A 17,032-nucleotide genomic window follows, 5' to 3' on the forward strand; every position below is an offset into this window, starting at 1 on the left:
TGATAGAATAACCAATTGTTTATTGTTCTTTGAATTGATGCGGATTGACTTTGCTTTATAGGTACAGAGTAAAGTAAAATTGCGCAACATTGCAGGCCGATTTAGGCTCGATTGTACGAGAAACCCAATGACCCATTTTATTTTCGTTACTGGTGGTGTTGTTTCATCACTAGGTAAAGGTATTTCAGCTGCTTCAGTTGCTGCACTTTTAGAAGCCCGTGGATTAAAAGTAACCATGGTGAAAATGGATCCATACATTAATGTCGATCCAGGGACGATGAGCCCGTTCCAACATGGTGAAGTTTTTGTCACAGAGGATGGTGCGGAAACTGACTTAGACTTGGGTTATTACGAACGTTTCTTGCGTCGTGCGAAAATGACCAAGCTTAATAACTTTACATCTGGTCGCGTGTACCAAGACGTTTTAAATAAAGAGCGTCGCGGTGATTACCTTGGTGGAACAGTTCAAGTTATTCCACACATTACAGACAATATTAAAGAACGTGTTCTTCGCGCTGGCGAAGGCTATGACGTTGCTATTGTTGAGATTGGCGGTACAGTAGGTGACATTGAATCTCTCCCATTCATGGAATCTGTTCGTCAGTTAATGGTTGAACTTGGTCACAAACGCACAATGCTGATGCATTTAACGTTGTTGCCATATATCAAGTCAGCTGCAGAGTTGAAAACAAAACCAACTCAGCACTCGGTGAAAGAATTACTCTCAATCGGTATTCAACCAGATATTTTGATCTGTCGTACTGAACACGATGTTGATGCTGATACAAAGCGTAAAATTGCGTTGTTCACGAACGTAGAAGCTCGTGCAGTTGTGGTGTGTAAAGATGCACGCACAATTTACGAAATTCCACGTACGTTCTATGAACAAGACGTTGATGATTTAATTTGCGAGCGTTTTGGTTATAACGATTTACCAGAAGCCGATCTTTCAGATTGGGATAATGTCGTAGAAGCATTATTAAACCCTGAGTACACTGTTCGTGTTGCGATGGTGGGTAAATATGTTGAACTTCCAGATGCTTATAAATCTGTGAACGAAGCACTTTTACATGCGGGTATCCAAAACCGCGTTAAAGTTCAAATTGATTATGTCAATGCCGAAGAACTTGAAAGCCAAGATGTAGCAGAAGTGTTGAAAGATGCTGACGCAATCTTAGTTCCTGGTGGTTTTGGCGAGCGCGGTACTGAAGGTAAGATGCAAGCGATTAAATTCGCACGTGAGAATGGAATTCCATTCCTTGGTATTTGCTTGGGTATGCAACTTGCGGTCATTGAATACGCACGTAATGTTGCTGGTATTGTAGATGCAACTTCAACTGAATTTAACCGTTCAACTAAATCGCCTTTAATTGGTTTGATTACGGAATGGTTAGACGAACGTGGTGAAGTACAACAACGTTCTGTAGATTCTGATCTTGGTGGAACAATGCGTCTTGGCGCTCAAAAATCAGAATTGGTTGAAGGCACTAAAACTGCAGAAGTGTATGGTTCAGTAGAAATTATTGAACGTCATCGCCATCGTTACGAAATGAATAATCGTTATATTCCTACTTTAGAAGAAAAAGGTATGAAAATTTCTGGTTATTCACCAATCCAACGTTTAGTTGAAACTGTTGAAATTCCTCAACATCCTTGGTTTATTGCTGTACAATTCCACCCGGAATTTACAAGTTCTCCACGTGATGGTCATCCATTATTTGCTGGTTTTATTGATGCTGCTAAAAAACAGTATCAAAAATCGAAATAATGAATGTCTTAGGACATAACTAGGAAGTTTAAATGTCACAATTAAAAGCACAAGAAATTGTACGTTTAGGCGATATACAAATGGCAAATCATTTGCCATTTGTATTATTCGGCGGAATGAATGTACTTGAATCAAAAGATTTAGCTTTTGAAATTGCAGAAACTTATGTTGATATTTGCAAACGTTTGGATATTCCATATGTTTTCAAAGCAAGCTTTGATAAAGCAAATCGTTCGAGCTTAAATTCTTTCCGCGGACCTGGTCTTGAAAAAGGAATTGAGTGGTTAGCTGACATTAAAAAACATTTTAATGTACCCATCATTACAGATGTTCATGAACCATATCAAGCAGCACCTGTGGCTGAAGTGGCTGACATCATTCAATTACCTGCTTTCCTCAGCCGTCAAACAGATCTTGTTGAGGCAATGGCAAAAACTCAAGCCATTATCAATATCAAAAAAGCGCAATTCTTAGCACCGCATGAAATGCGTCATATCCTGCATAAATGTTTGGAAGCCGGGAATGACAAGCTGATTTTATGTGAGCGTGGCTCAGCATTTGGTTACAACAACTTAGTTGTCGATATGCTTGGTTTCGACATCATGAAAGAAATGAATGTGCCAGTCTTCTTTGATGTGACACATGCACTTCAAACCCCAGGTGGTCGTGCAGATTCAGCAGGTGGTCGTCGCGCACAAATTACGACATTAGCGCGTGCGGGTATGGCTACAGGTCTAGCAGGTCTTTTTCTGGAAGGACATCCTGATCCAGAAAAAGCAAAATGTGATGGACCTTGCGCTCTTCGAATGTCTCAACTTGAGCCATTCTTAGCTCAGCTTAAAGAATTGGATACCTTGGTTAAAGGTTTCAAAAAATTAGATACACACTGATGCAGCGTTAGACGCATCGTTTTATTAATCAACTGAGGAATTGTTCATGAGCCAAATCGTTGACATTCGTGCACGTGAAATTTTGGACTCTCGTGGTAACCCAACCATCGAAGCAGACGTTATCTTAGCATCTGGCGTAGTTGGCCGTGCATGTGCACCATCTGGTGCTTCAACTGGTTCTCGTGAAGCTTTAGAACTTCGTGATGGCGATAAAGCACGTTACTTAGGTAAAGGTGTTAAAACTGCTGTGAACAACGTAAACACGTTAATCCGTGACGCGTTAGTGGGTAAATCAGTATTCGAACAAAAAGACATCGATAATACGATGATCGCTTTAGACGGAACTGAAAACAAAGAAAAATTAGGTGCGAACGCAACTTTGGCAGTGTCTTTGGCTGCTGCGCGTGCTGCTGCTGACGAAAAGAAAATTCCTCTTTTCCAATACATCGCAGACCTTCGTAACAACAGCATTTTAACAATGCCTGTTCCAATGATGAACATCTTAAACGGTGGTTCACATGCGGACAACAACGTTGATATCCAAGAGTTCATGATTGAACCAGTTGGCTTCACTTCATTCTCTGAAGCACTTCGCGCAGGCGCAGAAATTTTCCATTCTTTAAAATCAGTTTTAAAGAAACAAGGTTTAAATACTGCTGTTGGAGATGAAGGTGGTTTCGCGCCGAACTTACGTTCAAACGAAGAAGCAATCACAGTTATCCTTGAAGCGATTGAAAAAACTGGCTACAAAGCGGGTTCTGACATTATGCTTGCGCTTGACTGTGCATCTTCAGAATTCTACAAAGATGGTCAGTACATCCTTGCTGGTGAAGGCAATAAAGCATTCACAAACAACCAATTCTCTGACTACCTTGCTGGTCTTGTAAACCAATATCCAATTATCTCTATTGAAGATGGTTTAGATGAATCTGATTGGGAAGGTTGGTCTTACCTAACTTCGATTCTTGGTGACAAGATTCAATTGGTTGGTGATGATTTGTTTGTTACAAATCCTAAAATCCTTCAACGTGGTATCAACGAAAAAGTTGGTAACTCTATCCTGATTAAGTATAACCAAATCGGTACGTTGACTGAAACTTTAGATGCGATCTATCTTGCTAAAGCAAATGGTTACTCTACAGTGATTTCTCACCGTTCTGGCGAAACTGAAGATTCTACAATTGCGGATCTTGCAGTAGGTACTGGTGCTGGTCAAATCAAAACTGGTTCACTTTGCCGTTCTGACCGTGTAGCGAAATACAACCAATTACTTCGTATTGAAGAATTAACGAATGCTATTTACCGCGGTAAAGCTGAGTTTAAAGGTTTAAATTAATCGTTTAGATTATTTTGAATTTCAAAAAACCACTCTGTAAAGAGTGGTTTTTTTTGTTATTAAGCTATGAAATAAAAAGTGTAAATATAATGACTCTAGAATATTCAATAACTTTTGATATTTAACAGTACATATTTTTAAAAGAAATCAATCAATGTGAATTTGTTTAACATTTGCATATTTAACACAGTTACACATACTACCTTTCTTTGTTTTAGGGTATATTAGTGCTCTAATTTCATGATGTTAACTAAGCCTCAAATATAATGTTAGACGTCTTTAAAACTACTTCAAGTAAAGTGATTTTGCTGGTGGCAATAATTTTAATTGCCATCTTTCAATATCGCTTTTGGCTCGGTGAAGGAGGATATTTCCCTCATCAGGCGCTACTTCAGCAAATGAATCAACAAGCTGAAACAAATGAAGAGTTAAAAGAGCGTAATCGTATTCTGGCTGCTGAAGTATATGATCTAAAAAATGGTGTAGAGGCGATTGAAGAACATGCACGTTTAGATCTTGGCTTAATTAAGCCTCATGAAACGTTTATTCAAATGAGTACAATCAGTACGAATTACAAGCCGATTTACATCGACCCAAATGCTAACGTAGATTTAAGAACCAATGAGTCTAGACAACCTGAATCTGAACAACCGTAAATTATGGGCTATTATTCCGGCAGCAGGTTCTGGTAGTCGATTTTCCAAATCAGCGTTAAAGCAATATCAAATTATCCAGAATAAAACTGTACTTGAGCATACTGTAGAACGTATTGCTCAATTGCCTATTGCTGGCTATGTGTTGGCAATCTCAGAGCATGACCAATTTGCTCAGACACTTCAATTTGCTAAATCAGAAATCCTTCATTTCTGCTTAGGTGGTCAGGAGAGGGTTGATTCTGTACTTAATGGTTTAAATTATTTAACCAATATTGCAGATGAAAATGATCTGGTGTTTGTGCATGATGCTGCTCGACCTTGTGTGAGCTTGAGTAATTTAGAATCTTTGATTCGCCATGTTATCGAATCTAAGCATAGCGCAATTTTAGCAACGCCTGTACGTGATACTTTAAAAAGAGTAGATCAGTCGAGTGCCATTGAAAAAACTGTTGATCGAAGTGCATTGTGGCAAGCACAAACTCCACAATTGTCGACCATTAAATTGCTAAAAACCTCGATTGAACATGCATTAACTTACAAGATCACAATCACGGATGAAGCGAGTGCGCTTGAATATGCTCATCATCCAGTAGATGTGGTGATTGGACGATCTGATAATATTAAAATTACTTATCCTGAAGATTTAGAACTTGCTCGTCTGATTCTTCAGTCACAGTCTGACTCGAAATAATTTAGTTTTATGTTTGGGACTTTGCTTAAATAGCCAAAACATTGTCTTATAATAACGCCACTTAGAATATGCAATTCAGCCAATGATACCTTCACAACAGTACCGTTTTTTGCGTCATGCCTTGAGAGATGGACGAACAATCAAACATGATTCGTCACGTTGGACTAAATTACATTTAGATCCATGGTTACTTGGTTTTTTGATATTAAACGCAGCTTTTGGACTCATGGTTGTTTATAGTGCAACCAATCATGATTCAAGCATGGTGATTCGTCAGGCGACCAGTTTTGGTATCGGTTTTATTTTGCTGTTTATTTGTGCACAAATTCCTCCAAAAGTTTATCAAATTGTCAGTCCTTATCTGTATGCATTTTCGATTGTGCTTCTGCTTTTGGTATTGCTAATTGGTGATGTCCGCTTAGGCGCAAAACGCTGGATTTCTATTCCTGGATTAGGGAGTGTGCAGCCCAGTGAATTTATGAAATTTACGATGCCACTCATGATGGCTTGGTTTTTCAGTCTGCGGACTTTACCACCCAAATTTATGCATATTCTCTTTGCATTATTTCTGATGATGATTCCTTTTGTTTTAGTCGCATTACAGCCTGACTTAAACATTGGATTAATTATTCCCGGAATTTTTGTCATTTTTTTAAGTGGTATTTCTTGGCGTTTGATTGGGGCTGTGGTCGCTGGGTTTGCAGTGGTTGCACCATTATTATGGAATTTCTTTCTACAGGAATACCAAAAAAAGCGAATTTTAACTTTATTTGATCCTGAATCAGATCCGCTAGGTGCAGGGTGGAATATCATTCAGTCTAAAATTGCGATTGGTTCTGGTGGACTATTTGGTAAAGGTTTTAATGAAGGAACACAGTCTCATTTAGGTTATCTCCCCGAACATCATACAGACTTTATTATGTCTGCTTATGCAGAGGAATTTGGCTTTTTTGGTGTGTTCGTATTATTTGTTATTTTTGCTGCGATCATTATTCGTTGTTTGATTATTTCCATGAACAGCTTCCATAATTTTGGACGTCTTTATGCCGGTGCGGCAGGTTTAACTTTCTTTTTCTTTGTGTTTTTGAACAGTGGAATGGTGAGTGGAATACTTCCAGTAACGGGTGATCCATTGCCACTCATGAGTTATGGTGGTACGGCAGTCATTGCAACGCTTGCAGGTATGGGCATTGTAATGTCTATACATACTCATCGCTAAAACATCTAGGGTTGACAGCAAATTTTCAACTCACATTCTGCTTACTCTCACATCTATTGAAACTTTGAGCTTCAATGATTGCTCTAATCAGTCATTACACTTTTATGCTGAAGAAGATGAAAGTGTAGATGGAAGTTGATCTATGCTATTTGAGAGAGTAACTCTAAAATAATTAACTTATTTCCTCATTTTTTTGTAATAACTAAATTTTTATCGATGGTAGAGAAAATTTGAGCTAAACAATGATCTTTGTAACGTTTCCCAAGCTAAAAATTCCTGTCTTAGCTGTTGTCTTAAACTTGGTGATCCATTTGTATAAAAATATTTTTTAAAATTGATTTTCGTAGATGTATAAAAAAATTAACTATGGCATATTAATTGCTGAATAAGAATTAAACGAATATTGCAGGAGAGAGGTCTTCTGTAGATCCGCCGAAGGAGCAACGACCCCGGAATCTCTCAGGCAAAAGGACTGTAATTATTCTCAATCATCTGGAGAGAAGTCTAATGATGTTTAGACTCACCGAAGGGGATGGAAATAATCATATGTTATGAAGATTTCCGAAGCTCTCAGGTACCGTGACAGATGGGGCATTGAAAATATAAAATTTTCAAGGAGCTTTTATGTCACATATTATGGTGATTGGTGCTGGCATTACAGGAATAACCACTGCCTACGAATTGTTAGAACTTGGTTATCAAGTCACGATTTTGGATAAAAACTTATACCCAGCAATGGAGACTTCATTTGCGAATGGAGGTCAACTCTCTGCATGTAATGCAGAGGTGTGGAATCAGAAAGCAACGGTACTGAAGGGTATCAAGTGGATGACCCAAAAAGATGCACCATTATTACTCAACCCATCTTTTGATTTGCATAAATACGCTTGGCTGATTGAATTTATGGGTAATATCAAGCATTACGAAGCCAACACACAAGAAACGGTAAGGCTGGCATTATTGGCAAGAAAACGGCTATTCGAAATTGCACAGAAAGAAAATATTCAATTCGATTTGGAAAAGCGTGGAATTTTGCACTTTTATCATAATCAGCAGGATTATGATGTCGCAATAAGAGTGAATGATTTGTTATGCAAAGGTGGATTAGAGCGTCACGCTGTTACAAATGGAGAAATTCACAGTATTGAACCAAGTTTGAAGGGAGAATATTACGGTGGTTTTTATTGTCCTGACGATGCCACAGGAGATATACACAAATACACCACGCATTTAGCCCAAGTGGTGGCGAATAAAGGTGGGAAATTTTTATACGGTGTAGAAGTTGAAGATTTAAATCTGGATCATTCAACAGAACAAGTTTCAGCTAAATATCGCGCTTGTGATCCTAAAAGTAGAGATATACCCGATGGATTTATTCAAGCTGATGCAATGGTCATTTGTGGTGGGGTTGGAAGCTATCATTTAGCACAACAGGCTGGAGATCGTGTCAATGTTTATCCAGTGAAAGGGTACTCGATTACAGTTCAGTTGAATGATGAACATAGCCAACAACATGCACCATGGGTAAGTTTATTGGATGAAAGTGCAAAAATTGTGACGTCGAGATTAGGTCGAGATCGTTTAAGAATTGCTGGTACTGCAGAATTTAATGGCTATAACCGAGACATCCGTATGGATCGCATACAACCTTTGGTTCATTGGGTGAATCGTAATTTTGATATTTCAACTGAGCATTGTGTCCCTTGGGCTGGATTAAGACCGATGATGCCGAATATGATGCCAGTGGTAAGACAAGGGAAGCATCCGAGAGTCTTTTATAATACCGGTCATGGGCATCTGGGTTGGACGCTGTCAGCTGCAACTGCTGCAATGATCAGTTTAGAAATTTCACAGAAAATAGCGGCTTAATGAAAAGCCACAATAGCGTGAAAACTATTGTGGCAAATACATTTATAGTCGAGTGAAAACTTGATCTGCATTCAAACGAGATTTAGGTAATTTGGCATTAAAATCTTTTTCACTTCGATAACCAAGTGCCAATAGCACTGATGGAATCAGGCCTTTTGCGTCAAGATTTAACTCTTCAGCGATAATTTTTTCATCGAATCCTCCAATTGGAGTGGCATCGATACCTTCTAAACCTGCAGCAAATAAGGTTTGCCCAAGTGCAATAAAAGTTTGATTTTCAGACCAGCGCTGGATATCGCCTTTTTCGTTGCGATAATAATCAACATAGCCTAAGCGCGTATCTTTTTGAGCTTGTTTTGCTTGGTCATCTTTAAAACGACCACTGATTTCATCTTGATTTAATAATCGATCTAGATGAGAGTCTGTAATGTCTTTATGCGTACAAAACAGAATTGTGTGTGAAGATTCAAGGACTTTGGGTGCATTATAAACATACTTACCAACCAGTGCTTTAGCAATGCGCTGTTTGGCTTCATCAGTTTCGATGACAAAGAAATGCCACGGTTGAATATTGATAGATGAAGGTGCGAGCCTTAAAGATTCCAATAATTTTTCAAACTTTTCTTGAGGGATCTTTTTTGAAGAATCGTATGCTTTGGTGGTGTAGCGAGATTGGGAGATGTTTAACAAATCCATATTATCCTCCGATTATTCACAATATATTCATCTAATAATTTTAAATGACTCTGAACTTAAATATTTTCTATAGTTGATGCTAAATGATATGAAAAATCTGACTTGTCTTTAAATCAATAGGCATATTTTAAATCAGTATATTTTTCTAATGACATTGCAATTTGTTGGTTGATAAATGCGCGCACATCTTCTTCAGTCATAGGTTGACCATTCTTGCTGATATTATGTTCGATCGGTGCTTGGTCTGCGGCCTTAATTTTGTAGACAAGGTGGGTGATCAATTCGTAATCGTTATTATGGTTTACGATGTTAGTCACATATTGATATGAATGCTCAAAGTTGAGATCTTGATGGGAAAATATAAATTGTTCAAAGATTGTCAATGCGGCGCCATCAGCAAGATTTTTGAGTTCATCAATAATTGTGGCATCTAGCCGTACATCATAACGTTCAGAGATTGCTTTACCATCGATTAATAATGACACTTTATCATCTTCATGGTGTTGAACAGTAATATTGCTGAAATTAGACATGACAAACTCACGAATTGAATTGAGTCGTTATTATCATATGCAAAAAAACTTAAAGCAAAACATACTGATTAATATTCAAACATTGAGTGAAATTTCAATTTAAAGGTTGATGAGATCATTATAAAAATAGAGGAACTAATAAGACCATGTTTTCAGTGTCAGATCATTGATTGACTGCTTAGAGAATTTCGATTGATTAATTTCCAAAATTTGAGCTTGATCCAAACGCCAGTCGCCTAAAACAATTCTTCTTTTATCTTGAGAGATATGGATTTGAGGGCGATGCGTATGACCATGAATTAGTAAATCAACTTCTTTCAATGCATCGTGGACAGCATCTTGATTTACATCCATGACATCATAAGATTTAAATTCTTTTGATTCGTGGCTTTTTTTTCTAAATCCATTTGCAAGTTGAGTACGAAAAGAAAGTGGGGTATTCCGCAGTATCCAAATGATGAGTGGATTTCTGATTATTTTTTTAAAACGTTGATAGGCGACATCGTCTGTACACAGTGAATCACCATGTTCTATACGAATTTGGACGTCATTTATTTTTAAGTTAGAGACTTCGGACAATAAGATGCCACCAAATTTATTTAAAAAAATTTGATTCAGCGCAAAATCACGATTGCCGACAGAAAATAAAACTTGATTTCCCTGAGCAGTAAATCTTTTTAAGCGTTCAACGATTTCATCGAGCCAAGGAGCTGTATAGTCATCACCAATCCATGCATTAAACCAATCACCTAAAATATAGAGTTGGGTTTGCTGGTCTTGATAATGATCTAATAAATCTAAAAACCCTCGAACGAGTCGAGGGTGTTCAGGTGACAGGTGTAAATCTGAAATAAACAGATAGGTCACTTAATATTCCTTATTTGCCTACATCCCCATCAACTTTAGATGGGGAAAAATCCCTTGAACATGATATTCGTTTTAAAGCAGTGCTTGAAAACTTAATAAGTTAAGGGGTAGGTTTTTTATTCAGAGATAATTTTAGCAGATTCGATCACAACGTTTTCTAGTGGAACGTCAGCGTGGTAGCCACGGTTACCAGTGCGAACGCCTTTGATTTCATTAACAACGTCCATACCTTCTACAACTTTACCAAATACTGCATAACCCCAGCCTTGAGCTGTTTTACCCGTATGGTTAAGGAAAGCATTGTTTTTCACGTTAATGAAGAATTGTGCAGATGCTGAGTGAGGAGCTTGAGTACGTGCCATGGCAATCGTACCTTCGTCATTGCTTAAACCGTTGTCAGCTTCATTTTCAATAGAATCGCGAGTTGCTTTTTCTTTGAAGTTTTCATCCATGCCACCGCCTTGGATCATGAAACCGTCAATTACACGGTGGAAAATTACGCCATCATAAAAACCATCACGAACGTACTCTAAAAAGTTAGCAACAGTTTTAGGTGCTTTTTCAGAGTTAAGCTCTAGAACAATACGTCCTTTATTGGTGTTTAATTCGACTTGAGGAAAACTCATTCTATAATCTCCTGATCATGGACAAAAAGCCATGGGTTTGTGGTTGAGAGAAGCATAAGCAAACTGTAAACTACAAGGCAAGCAAAAACGTTATTTTCTTTGTTAATAATATGAAGATAGCGTTTTAATTATCCTATTTTATCTTATAGAAGTGATTTATCAACTATGAAGCCGAATGATGTTGTTTCATCCCTGCCAAATACCCCGACGACTAACAATCCATCAGTCGATGCTGCGCAGCAAGAACAACAACCGGGCTTAGACTTTGTACGTCAAGTAATTACAGAAGATCTTGCAGCAGGGCGTACAGATAAAGTCGTGACGCGCTTTCCACCAGAGCCTAATGGTTATTTACACATTGGACATGTTAAAGCGATTTGCCTGAATTTTGGTATTGCAGAAGAATTTTCTGGTTTATGTAATCTTCGTTTTGACGATACAAATCCAGATGCAGAAGAACAAGAATATGTAGATGGTATTGCGAACGATGTTAAATGGCTCGGTTTCGACTGGAATGGTGAACCACGCTACGCATCAAGTTACTTTGATCAATTGTATCAATGGGCGATTCAATTAATTAAACAAGGTGATGCATATGTCGATTTGCAATCTCCTGAAGAAATTAAGCTTAATCGTGGAAATTTTGTAGAACCAGGTAAAAATTCTCCGCAACGTGATGCAACGGTTGAAGAAAACTTAGCACGTTTTGAACAAATGCGTAATGGTGAGCTTGGAGAAGGCCAAGCAGTACTTCGTGCCAAGATTGATATGGCATCACCGAACGTACATATGCGTGATCCAATTCTTTACCGTGTTTTACATTCTGAGCATCATCAAACAGGCGATACGTGGAAAATCTATCCAATGTATGACTATGCTCATCCTTTGTCTGATGCGATTGAAGGCATTACGCACTCGTTATGTACGCTTGAATTCCAAGACCATCGCCCGTTCTATGATTGGGTTGTCGCTAAGGTAAATTCTCCAGCAGTTCCACGCCAGTACGAATCAAGCCGTTTGAATATTGATTACACCATCACCTCAAAACGTAAATTACGTAAGCTGGTCGAAGGTGGTTACGTTAATGGTTGGAATGATCCACGTATGCCTACAGTCGTGGGAATGCGTCGTCGTGGCTTTACTCCAGAAGGCTTACGTGATTTCTGCAAGCGTGTGGGCGTATCTAAAACTGATGGTATTGTCGATGTTGCAATGCTTGAATTCTGCATTCGTCAATCATTAGAAAATACTGCTGCACGTGGTATGGCGGTATTGAATCCTCTTAAAGTGACATTGACCAACCTTCCAGAGGATATGGATTTAACCCATGCACGCCATCCAAATGTTGATATGGGTGATCGTGTAATTCCACTGACTTCTGAATTGTATATTGATCGTAAAGATTTTGAGGAAGAGCCGCCTAAAGGTTTTAAACGCTTAATTCCTGGTGGTGAAGTCCGTTTACGTCATGCTTATGTGATTAAATGTGATGAAGTGATTAAGGATGAAAATGGCGAAGTTGTTGAACTTAAATGCTCTATCGATCCGCATACTTTAGGTAAGAATCCAGAAGGTCGTAAAGTCAAAGGTGTTATTCATTGGGTATCTGCAAATAAAGGGATTCCTGCTGAAGTTCGTATTTATGATCGTCTATTTACTGAAGCCGCACCTGATGCGGACGATGATTTCTTAGCGAATTTAAATCCAGATTCTCTAAAAATTGTTCAAGCGGTAATTGAGCCTGCTTTAGCTCAAGCGAAACCTGAAGATCGATTCCAATTCGAACGTGAAGGTTATTTTGTCGCTGATCAATTTGATCATACTGTTGAAAAACCTGTCTTTAACCGTATTTTGGATTTAAAAGATAGTTTTAAGCCTGCAAAATAAAGTTTGGTAATATCAAAAAAAGCCTGATTGATTCAGGCTTTTTTTTATTCAAATTTAGGTTAATAAATAATTTTTGTGATTAAATTCACATGATTAGATAAAGGTGAGTATTTAAGAATAATTTAATAATTTAATAATTTATAAATAAAAACTAAAATAACATTATATTTCAAATATATATTTGACTATTTGGATTTTCAAGCGCATATTTAATTCAACCGAAAGGTTAATTTGAAACTTTGTTTTCCTCGAAACCCTGCTTAAGCGGGGCTTTTTTTTGCTTTAGTTTCTGATGTTGCTGTAAAGCGATATACACAGGGCCTTTCAGTTTGCGCTGATCATTTAACTTTTTTTTAATATAAAATACCAAAGCAAAACAGGTGGTTGCTAAAGTTAAAAGAAGACTATTTAAGTAGCTCATGAGTGAGCTGATATAACCAATAGTGGTGAGTCTATTCATCATTTTGATGACTTGTGGACTACTTTCGATGCCCGTGATCGCCCAAGAACATAAGTGTTCACAATTATTAATAATGAGATGATAGTTATTTTCATGCATTCGAGAGCGCATTCGTCTTACGACAGCACGACCTGAATATTTGGGGGTGCTATAATGCCGAATCGTAATTTTTTTGCCATGTGCAAATTTTTGCAGAGATGTAATTTCGATCGGATGTTTTTTAAAGAGATGAGCAAAACCTGAATAATGAATAACACGACCCTTACCCACATAAATACCATGATGTGAATAACCAAAATGCTTAACAATTAAGTGAGCACCAAGAGGGAATGTTTTGACGTGTTTATGCCGCATTTATAAAATATTCCAATAACTTTACAGATGTACATTTATTGAAAGAGAGTCCACAGTATAACCGAATTGGAAATAAATAATGAGGTATAAATACAATATAAGCACCCTAAAAAAGGTGCCTAAATTTTTTATTCAAGTCAAATGAAGTTATGAGAAGAAAGCATTTTGTGCTTCACAATTTTTAATTGCATCTTCTTTAGGAAGCTGTTTAATTTGCTCTTCAAACTCGATTTTTTGACGATCTATGGCAGTTTGAGGAATACCGCTCTCTTTCGCTAATTTTTCAATGTTGCCCCAAACTTCCTCACATGCTGAAGGTAGCTTATTACAACCACTAAGCGATATGAAAGTCGCCCCTAAAATAATGAATAGAATATTTTTCATTGAATCCCCAAATGTATTTTTAATTATCCTATGAGTTTATCTTAATTGAACATTTTTAAATTGAACAGAAAATTTATCATAAAAAAAGCACTGTCTATGCAGTGCTTTTTTTCTTTACTGAAGGGTGATTTTGTTACTCAATAAATCAGTAAGATCTTTTTTTGAATAGCCACGCGAAATAAGAACTTTTTTGATTCCGCGGATTACATCTTCATCTGATGCCTTTTGTAAAGCCTCGATCAACTGATCGTTAGTCTTACATGAACAATCATTTTCAACACAAGCAATTTGATTTTTATGCTCGTTCTGCTGCGAATCTGATGAAAACAGCTTTTGCCAAAAACTCATAGAGCCTTCATTTGCAACCAAAGATAGGTCGAAATATAGTCGATTTAAAATTTAATGCAAGTTTGTAACCGTGATTTAAGGCACATTTTAAAATAAATATTTCGATGATAAACATAAAGTTTAACGAAATTATGACATTGAAAAATTAAATATTTCTTTATTTATATGATTTCTAAGTGAAATTCAAAAAGAATAAAAAATGGACAGTGTAAGAACTGTCCATTTAGTAAGAAATAAATTGTTTAAATTTTCTCTAAAAGAACGCCTGACTCGACATGGTGGGTATAAGGAAATTGATCGAACAGCGCAAATTTAGTGATTTTATGAGTTCCCGATAACATCTTTAAATTGTCGTGCAAAGTATCTGGATTGCATGAAATATAAATAATACGGTTAAAGTGTTGAAGTAGCTTCAAGGTATCATCATCAATGCCTGCACGAGGTGGATCTACAAATACAGTATCGAAGTCATAACTTTGAATATCAATATTGGCTTCTTGTAAACGTCTAAACTTACGTTCTGCATTGAATGCTAAGGTAAAATCTTCAGCTGAAAGGCGAGCAACTTGAATATTATTAATTTGATTTTGCTCAATATTCCATTGCGCTGCATAAACTGATGATTTAGCCAGTTCTGTTGCTAGAACGCGATTAAACTTTAGCGATAATGGAAGGGTAAAATTACCATTACCGCAATAAAGCTCTAAAAGATCTTTATCACTGGTTTGAGCTGCATTACATGCCCACTCCAGCATTTTTTGACAAACTTGTGCATTTGGTTGTGTGAAGCTACTTTCAATTTGCTTATATTTGAATTTACGGTCAAATACTTGTAATTCTTCAACTACATATTCATCCGTCAATACAATTTTTTGACCACGGCTGCGACCAATAATCTTAATATTGAGTTTTGAAGATAAATTTTTTGCTAGTTGTTCCCAGTCTTGATCAAGCGGACAACGATAAATCAATGAAACCAGCATTTCACCGTTCAACGTAGAAAGAAAATGTACTTCAAACAGACGCTTAGAGAGCACTGCATTTGATTTTAGTTCAGACAGGAGAACTGGCATTAAATCATTAATAGATTTATCCGCAATTGGAAACTCATCAACACGTACAACTTTCTTTTGAATACCATCTTCCGCGCGTTCAAACATGGCATAAAACATATCATCTTCTGTATGCCAAATACGGAACTCAGCTCGCATACGGAAATGTTTTTCAGGAGATGAAAAAACTTCTAGTTCAGGTGGTTGATATTCAGCAAATTGATTGCGGATACGTTCAATTTTTGCATCAAGTTGTTGTTGATAAATAGAAGTCATAAAAATCTAAAAAAACTAGCACAAAGCAGAGTGAATGGTAGCAAATAATAAGCCAACATTCTTCTAAATCTTTGTGCTGTTGTGACTATCTTTTGGTGAGGTGCTCAACTAAGTAGTCGATGAACACACGTACAGCTGGTAATAAACCACGGCGAGAAGGGTAAACCACATGAAAAATACCGTGTGGTGCATTCCAGTTAGGCAGAACCTTAACAAGACGCCCATCTTTAATATAATCTTCAACAATACTGTCTGGGAGTAATGCTACCCCACAATTGTCACTTGCAAGTTGTGCAAGCATAAGTAAGTCAGAGCCCATCACGACTGGACTCACTTTGACTTTAATCGATTTGTTGTTTGAATCATGTAGTACGAGTTGTTGATCAGTATGTTCATCAACCATACTTAATATTCGATGATTTGAGAGTTCTTCAGGTTTTTTGATAGATCCAAATTCATTGAGATAAGCCTGGCTGGCGAAAAGATGTTGTTCAATATTTTCAAATTTTCGAATGACCAAACTTGGGTCATCATCCAAACTTGAGCGAACACGAAGCGCTAAATCAATTCCTTCATTGATGATATCGACACGTCGATTAGTAACCATCAATTGAACTTTGATTTCAGGATACTGCTTAAGGAAATTTGGCAGTATTTTGGTCATTTCATGCTGGGCAATTGATACGGGTAAACTGACACGAATTAAGCCTCTTGGTTGTTCACTTAAATGATCTACCAAATCATGAGCAGATTGGGCAGCATTCATCATTACTTGCGCATGGCGATAAATGTTCATCCCAATATCAGTGACAGCAAAATGACGTGAACTACGTTGAATAAGCCTTACACCGAGATTTTCTTCTAAATTATAAACACGTCGACTCAATTTTGATTTGGGAATGTCAGTTGCTCGCTCGGCAGCGCTAAAACCACCATGTTCGACAACAAGGGCAAAGCAATAAAAATCATCTAAATCTGAAAGCATGGATTCATTCCATATATGCGACGTTTTGTTAAAAAATACATTATTGTTCTGAATAGTCAATTGAGTTGCTGTGTTTTCTCTAAAATCTAAGGTTGTTATATGTAGTAATGAATAAAGAGGGCTATTTAAAAATCT

17 protein-coding genes and 1 riboswitch are annotated in these 17,032 nt (G+C 37.3%); of the genes, 8 read left to right on the top strand and 9 right to left on the bottom strand.

Annotated elements, in window-relative coordinates; all coding sequences use genetic code 11:
* Positions 1–127 precede the first annotated feature (127 nt).
* The 7 genes from AC1M9B_RS02550 (at position 128) to AC1M9B_RS02580 (ending at position 8,429) form a co-directional block, all read left to right on the top strand.
* Complete coding sequence (locus AC1M9B_RS02550; protein ID WP_035263731.1) at positions 128–1,768, top strand: CTP synthase; 1,641 nt, start codon at positions 128–130, stop codon at positions 1,766–1,768.
* A 32-nt stretch (positions 1,769–1,800) separates the two neighbouring features.
* Complete coding sequence (kdsA, locus tag AC1M9B_RS02555) at positions 1,801–2,658, top strand: 3-deoxy-8-phosphooctulonate synthase (protein WP_035263729.1); 858 nt, start codon at positions 1,801–1,803, stop codon at positions 2,656–2,658.
* A 46-nt stretch (positions 2,659–2,704) separates the two neighbouring features.
* On the top strand, positions 2,705–3,994 hold the full coding sequence (gene eno, locus AC1M9B_RS02560) for a phosphopyruvate hydratase (RefSeq protein ID WP_180027787.1): 1,290 nt from the start codon (positions 2,705–2,707) through the stop codon (positions 3,992–3,994).
* Positions 3,995–4,260: 266 nt separating this feature from the next.
* Positions 4,261–4,650: a cell division protein FtsB gene (ftsB, locus tag AC1M9B_RS02565; RefSeq protein WP_035263725.1), complete on the top strand. Its 390-nt coding sequence runs from the start codon at positions 4,261–4,263 to the stop codon at positions 4,648–4,650.
* A complete protein-coding gene (ispD, locus tag AC1M9B_RS02570; protein WP_481607421.1) occupies positions 4,616–5,341 on the top strand; it encodes a 2-C-methyl-D-erythritol 4-phosphate cytidylyltransferase in 726 nt (241 codons plus the stop codon). Before ftsB ends, ispD begins: the two co-directional genes overlap by 35 nt.
* Positions 5,342–5,423: 82 nt before the next feature.
* On the top strand, positions 5,424–6,560 hold the full coding sequence (gene rodA, locus AC1M9B_RS02575; protein WP_092766373.1) for a rod shape-determining protein RodA: 1,137 nt from the start codon (positions 5,424–5,426) through the stop codon (positions 6,558–6,560).
* A 396-nt stretch (positions 6,561–6,956) separates the two neighbouring features.
* Positions 6,957–7,045: riboswitch (glycine riboswitch) on the top strand.
* 139 nt (positions 7,046–7,184) lie between these two features.
* Positions 7,185–8,429: a D-amino acid dehydrogenase gene (locus tag AC1M9B_RS02580; protein WP_481607419.1), complete on the top strand. Its 1,245-nt coding sequence runs from the start codon at positions 7,185–7,187 to the stop codon at positions 8,427–8,429.
* Between the two features lie 42 nt (positions 8,430–8,471).
* Here AC1M9B_RS02580 and nfsB read toward each other — a convergent pair whose 3' ends face one another.
* The 4 genes from nfsB to AC1M9B_RS02600 all read right to left on the bottom strand — a co-directional run bounded on the left by nfsB (position 8,472) and on the right by AC1M9B_RS02600 (position 11,151).
* Positions 8,472–9,125: an oxygen-insensitive NAD(P)H nitroreductase gene (gene nfsB / locus AC1M9B_RS02585; protein ID WP_035263717.1), complete on the bottom strand. Its 654-nt coding sequence runs from the start codon at positions 9,123–9,125 to the stop codon at positions 8,472–8,474.
* Positions 9,126–9,238: 113 nt separating this feature from the next.
* Positions 9,239–9,658, bottom strand: coding sequence for a hypothetical protein (locus AC1M9B_RS02590; RefSeq protein ID WP_035263715.1), 420 nt, complete (start codon positions 9,656–9,658; stop codon positions 9,239–9,241).
* Between the two features lie 135 nt (positions 9,659–9,793).
* Positions 9,794–10,525, bottom strand: a complete 732-nt coding sequence (locus AC1M9B_RS02595) for a UDP-2,3-diacylglucosamine diphosphatase (RefSeq protein ID WP_035263713.1) — start codon at positions 10,523–10,525, stop codon at positions 9,794–9,796.
* A 116-nt stretch (positions 10,526–10,641) separates the two neighbouring features.
* On the bottom strand, positions 10,642–11,151 hold the full coding sequence (locus AC1M9B_RS02600; protein WP_035263711.1) for a peptidylprolyl isomerase: 510 nt from the start codon (positions 11,149–11,151) through the stop codon (positions 10,642–10,644).
* 165 nt (positions 11,152–11,316) lie between these two features.
* Here AC1M9B_RS02600 and AC1M9B_RS02605 point away from each other — a divergent pair, with 165 nt between their 5' ends.
* Positions 11,317–13,038, top strand: coding sequence for a glutamine--tRNA ligase/YqeY domain fusion protein (locus AC1M9B_RS02605; protein ID WP_481588207.1), 1,722 nt, complete (start codon positions 11,317–11,319; stop codon positions 13,036–13,038).
* A 226-nt stretch (positions 13,039–13,264) separates the two neighbouring features.
* Here AC1M9B_RS02605 and AC1M9B_RS02610 read toward each other — a convergent pair whose 3' ends face one another.
* The 5 genes from AC1M9B_RS02610 to AC1M9B_RS02630 all read right to left on the bottom strand — a co-directional run bounded on the left by AC1M9B_RS02610 (position 13,265) and on the right by AC1M9B_RS02630 (position 16,897).
* Complete coding sequence (locus AC1M9B_RS02610; RefSeq protein WP_051586486.1) at positions 13,265–13,852, bottom strand: lecithin retinol acyltransferase family protein; 588 nt, start codon at positions 13,850–13,852, stop codon at positions 13,265–13,267.
* Between the two features lie 147 nt (positions 13,853–13,999).
* Complete coding sequence (locus tag AC1M9B_RS02615; RefSeq protein WP_092766368.1) at positions 14,000–14,236, bottom strand: hypothetical protein; 237 nt, start codon at positions 14,234–14,236, stop codon at positions 14,000–14,002.
* A 114-nt stretch (positions 14,237–14,350) separates the two neighbouring features.
* The gene (locus AC1M9B_RS02620) at positions 14,351–14,584 is read right to left on the bottom strand and encodes a hypothetical protein (RefSeq protein ID WP_035263705.1); all 234 of its coding nucleotides are present in this window, start codon (positions 14,582–14,584) and stop codon (positions 14,351–14,353) included.
* A 242-nt stretch (positions 14,585–14,826) separates the two neighbouring features.
* Positions 14,827–15,912 (bottom strand): tRNA (uridine(54)-C5)-methyltransferase TrmA, encoded by a 1,086-nt coding sequence (trmA, locus tag AC1M9B_RS02625; protein WP_481608478.1) that lies wholly within the window; start codon positions 15,910–15,912, stop codon positions 14,827–14,829.
* Between the two features lie 85 nt (positions 15,913–15,997).
* A complete protein-coding gene (locus AC1M9B_RS02630) occupies positions 15,998–16,897 on the bottom strand; it encodes a LysR substrate-binding domain-containing protein (RefSeq protein WP_035263702.1) in 900 nt (299 codons plus the stop codon).
* Between the last annotated feature and the right edge of the window lie 135 nt (positions 16,898–17,032).

The sequence above is a fragment of the Acinetobacter sp. ANC_7513 genome (assembly GCF_056779915.1).

Bases quoted from the DNA above. Each gene is read 5' to 3' on its own strand.
- AC1M9B_RS02550 (WP_035263731.1), top strand. From the start codon at position 128: ATGACCCATTTTATTTTCGTTACTGGTGGTGTTGTTTCATCACTAGGT.
- kdsA (WP_035263729.1), top strand. From the start codon at position 1,801: ATGTCACAATTAAAAGCACAAGAAATTGTACGTTTAGGCGATATACAA.
- eno (WP_180027787.1), top strand. From the start codon at position 2,705: ATGAGCCAAATCGTTGACATTCGTGCACGTGAAATTTTGGACTCTCGT.
- ftsB (WP_035263725.1), top strand. From the start codon at position 4,261: ATGTTAGACGTCTTTAAAACTACTTCAAGTAAAGTGATTTTGCTGGTG.
- ispD (WP_481607421.1), top strand. From the start codon at position 4,616: ATGAGTCTAGACAACCTGAATCTGAACAACCGTAAATTATGGGCTATT.
- rodA (WP_092766373.1), top strand. From the start codon at position 5,424: ATGATACCTTCACAACAGTACCGTTTTTTGCGTCATGCCTTGAGAGAT.
- AC1M9B_RS02580 (WP_481607419.1), top strand. From the start codon at position 7,185: ATGTCACATATTATGGTGATTGGTGCTGGCATTACAGGAATAACCACT.
- nfsB (WP_035263717.1), bottom strand. From the start codon at position 9,125: ATGGATTTGTTAAACATCTCCCAATCTCGCTACACCACCAAAGCATAC.
- AC1M9B_RS02590 (WP_035263715.1), bottom strand. From the start codon at position 9,658: ATGTCTAATTTCAGCAATATTACTGTTCAACACCATGAAGATGATAAA.
- AC1M9B_RS02600 (WP_035263711.1), bottom strand. From the start codon at position 11,151: ATGAGTTTTCCTCAAGTCGAATTAAACACCAATAAAGGACGTATTGTT.
- AC1M9B_RS02605 (WP_481588207.1), top strand. From the start codon at position 11,317: ATGAAGCCGAATGATGTTGTTTCATCCCTGCCAAATACCCCGACGACT.
- AC1M9B_RS02610 (WP_051586486.1), bottom strand. From the start codon at position 13,852: ATGCGGCATAAACACGTCAAAACATTCCCTCTTGGTGCTCACTTAATT.
- AC1M9B_RS02615 (WP_092766368.1), bottom strand. From the start codon at position 14,236: ATGAAAAATATTCTATTCATTATTTTAGGGGCGACTTTCATATCGCTT.
- AC1M9B_RS02620 (WP_035263705.1), bottom strand. From the start codon at position 14,584: ATGAGTTTTTGGCAAAAGCTGTTTTCATCAGATTCGCAGCAGAACGAG.
- trmA (WP_481608478.1), bottom strand. From the start codon at position 15,912: ATGACTTCTATTTATCAACAACAACTTGATGCAAAAATTGAACGTATC.
- AC1M9B_RS02630 (WP_035263702.1), bottom strand. From the start codon at position 16,897: ATGCTTTCAGATTTAGATGATTTTTATTGCTTTGCCCTTGTTGTCGAA.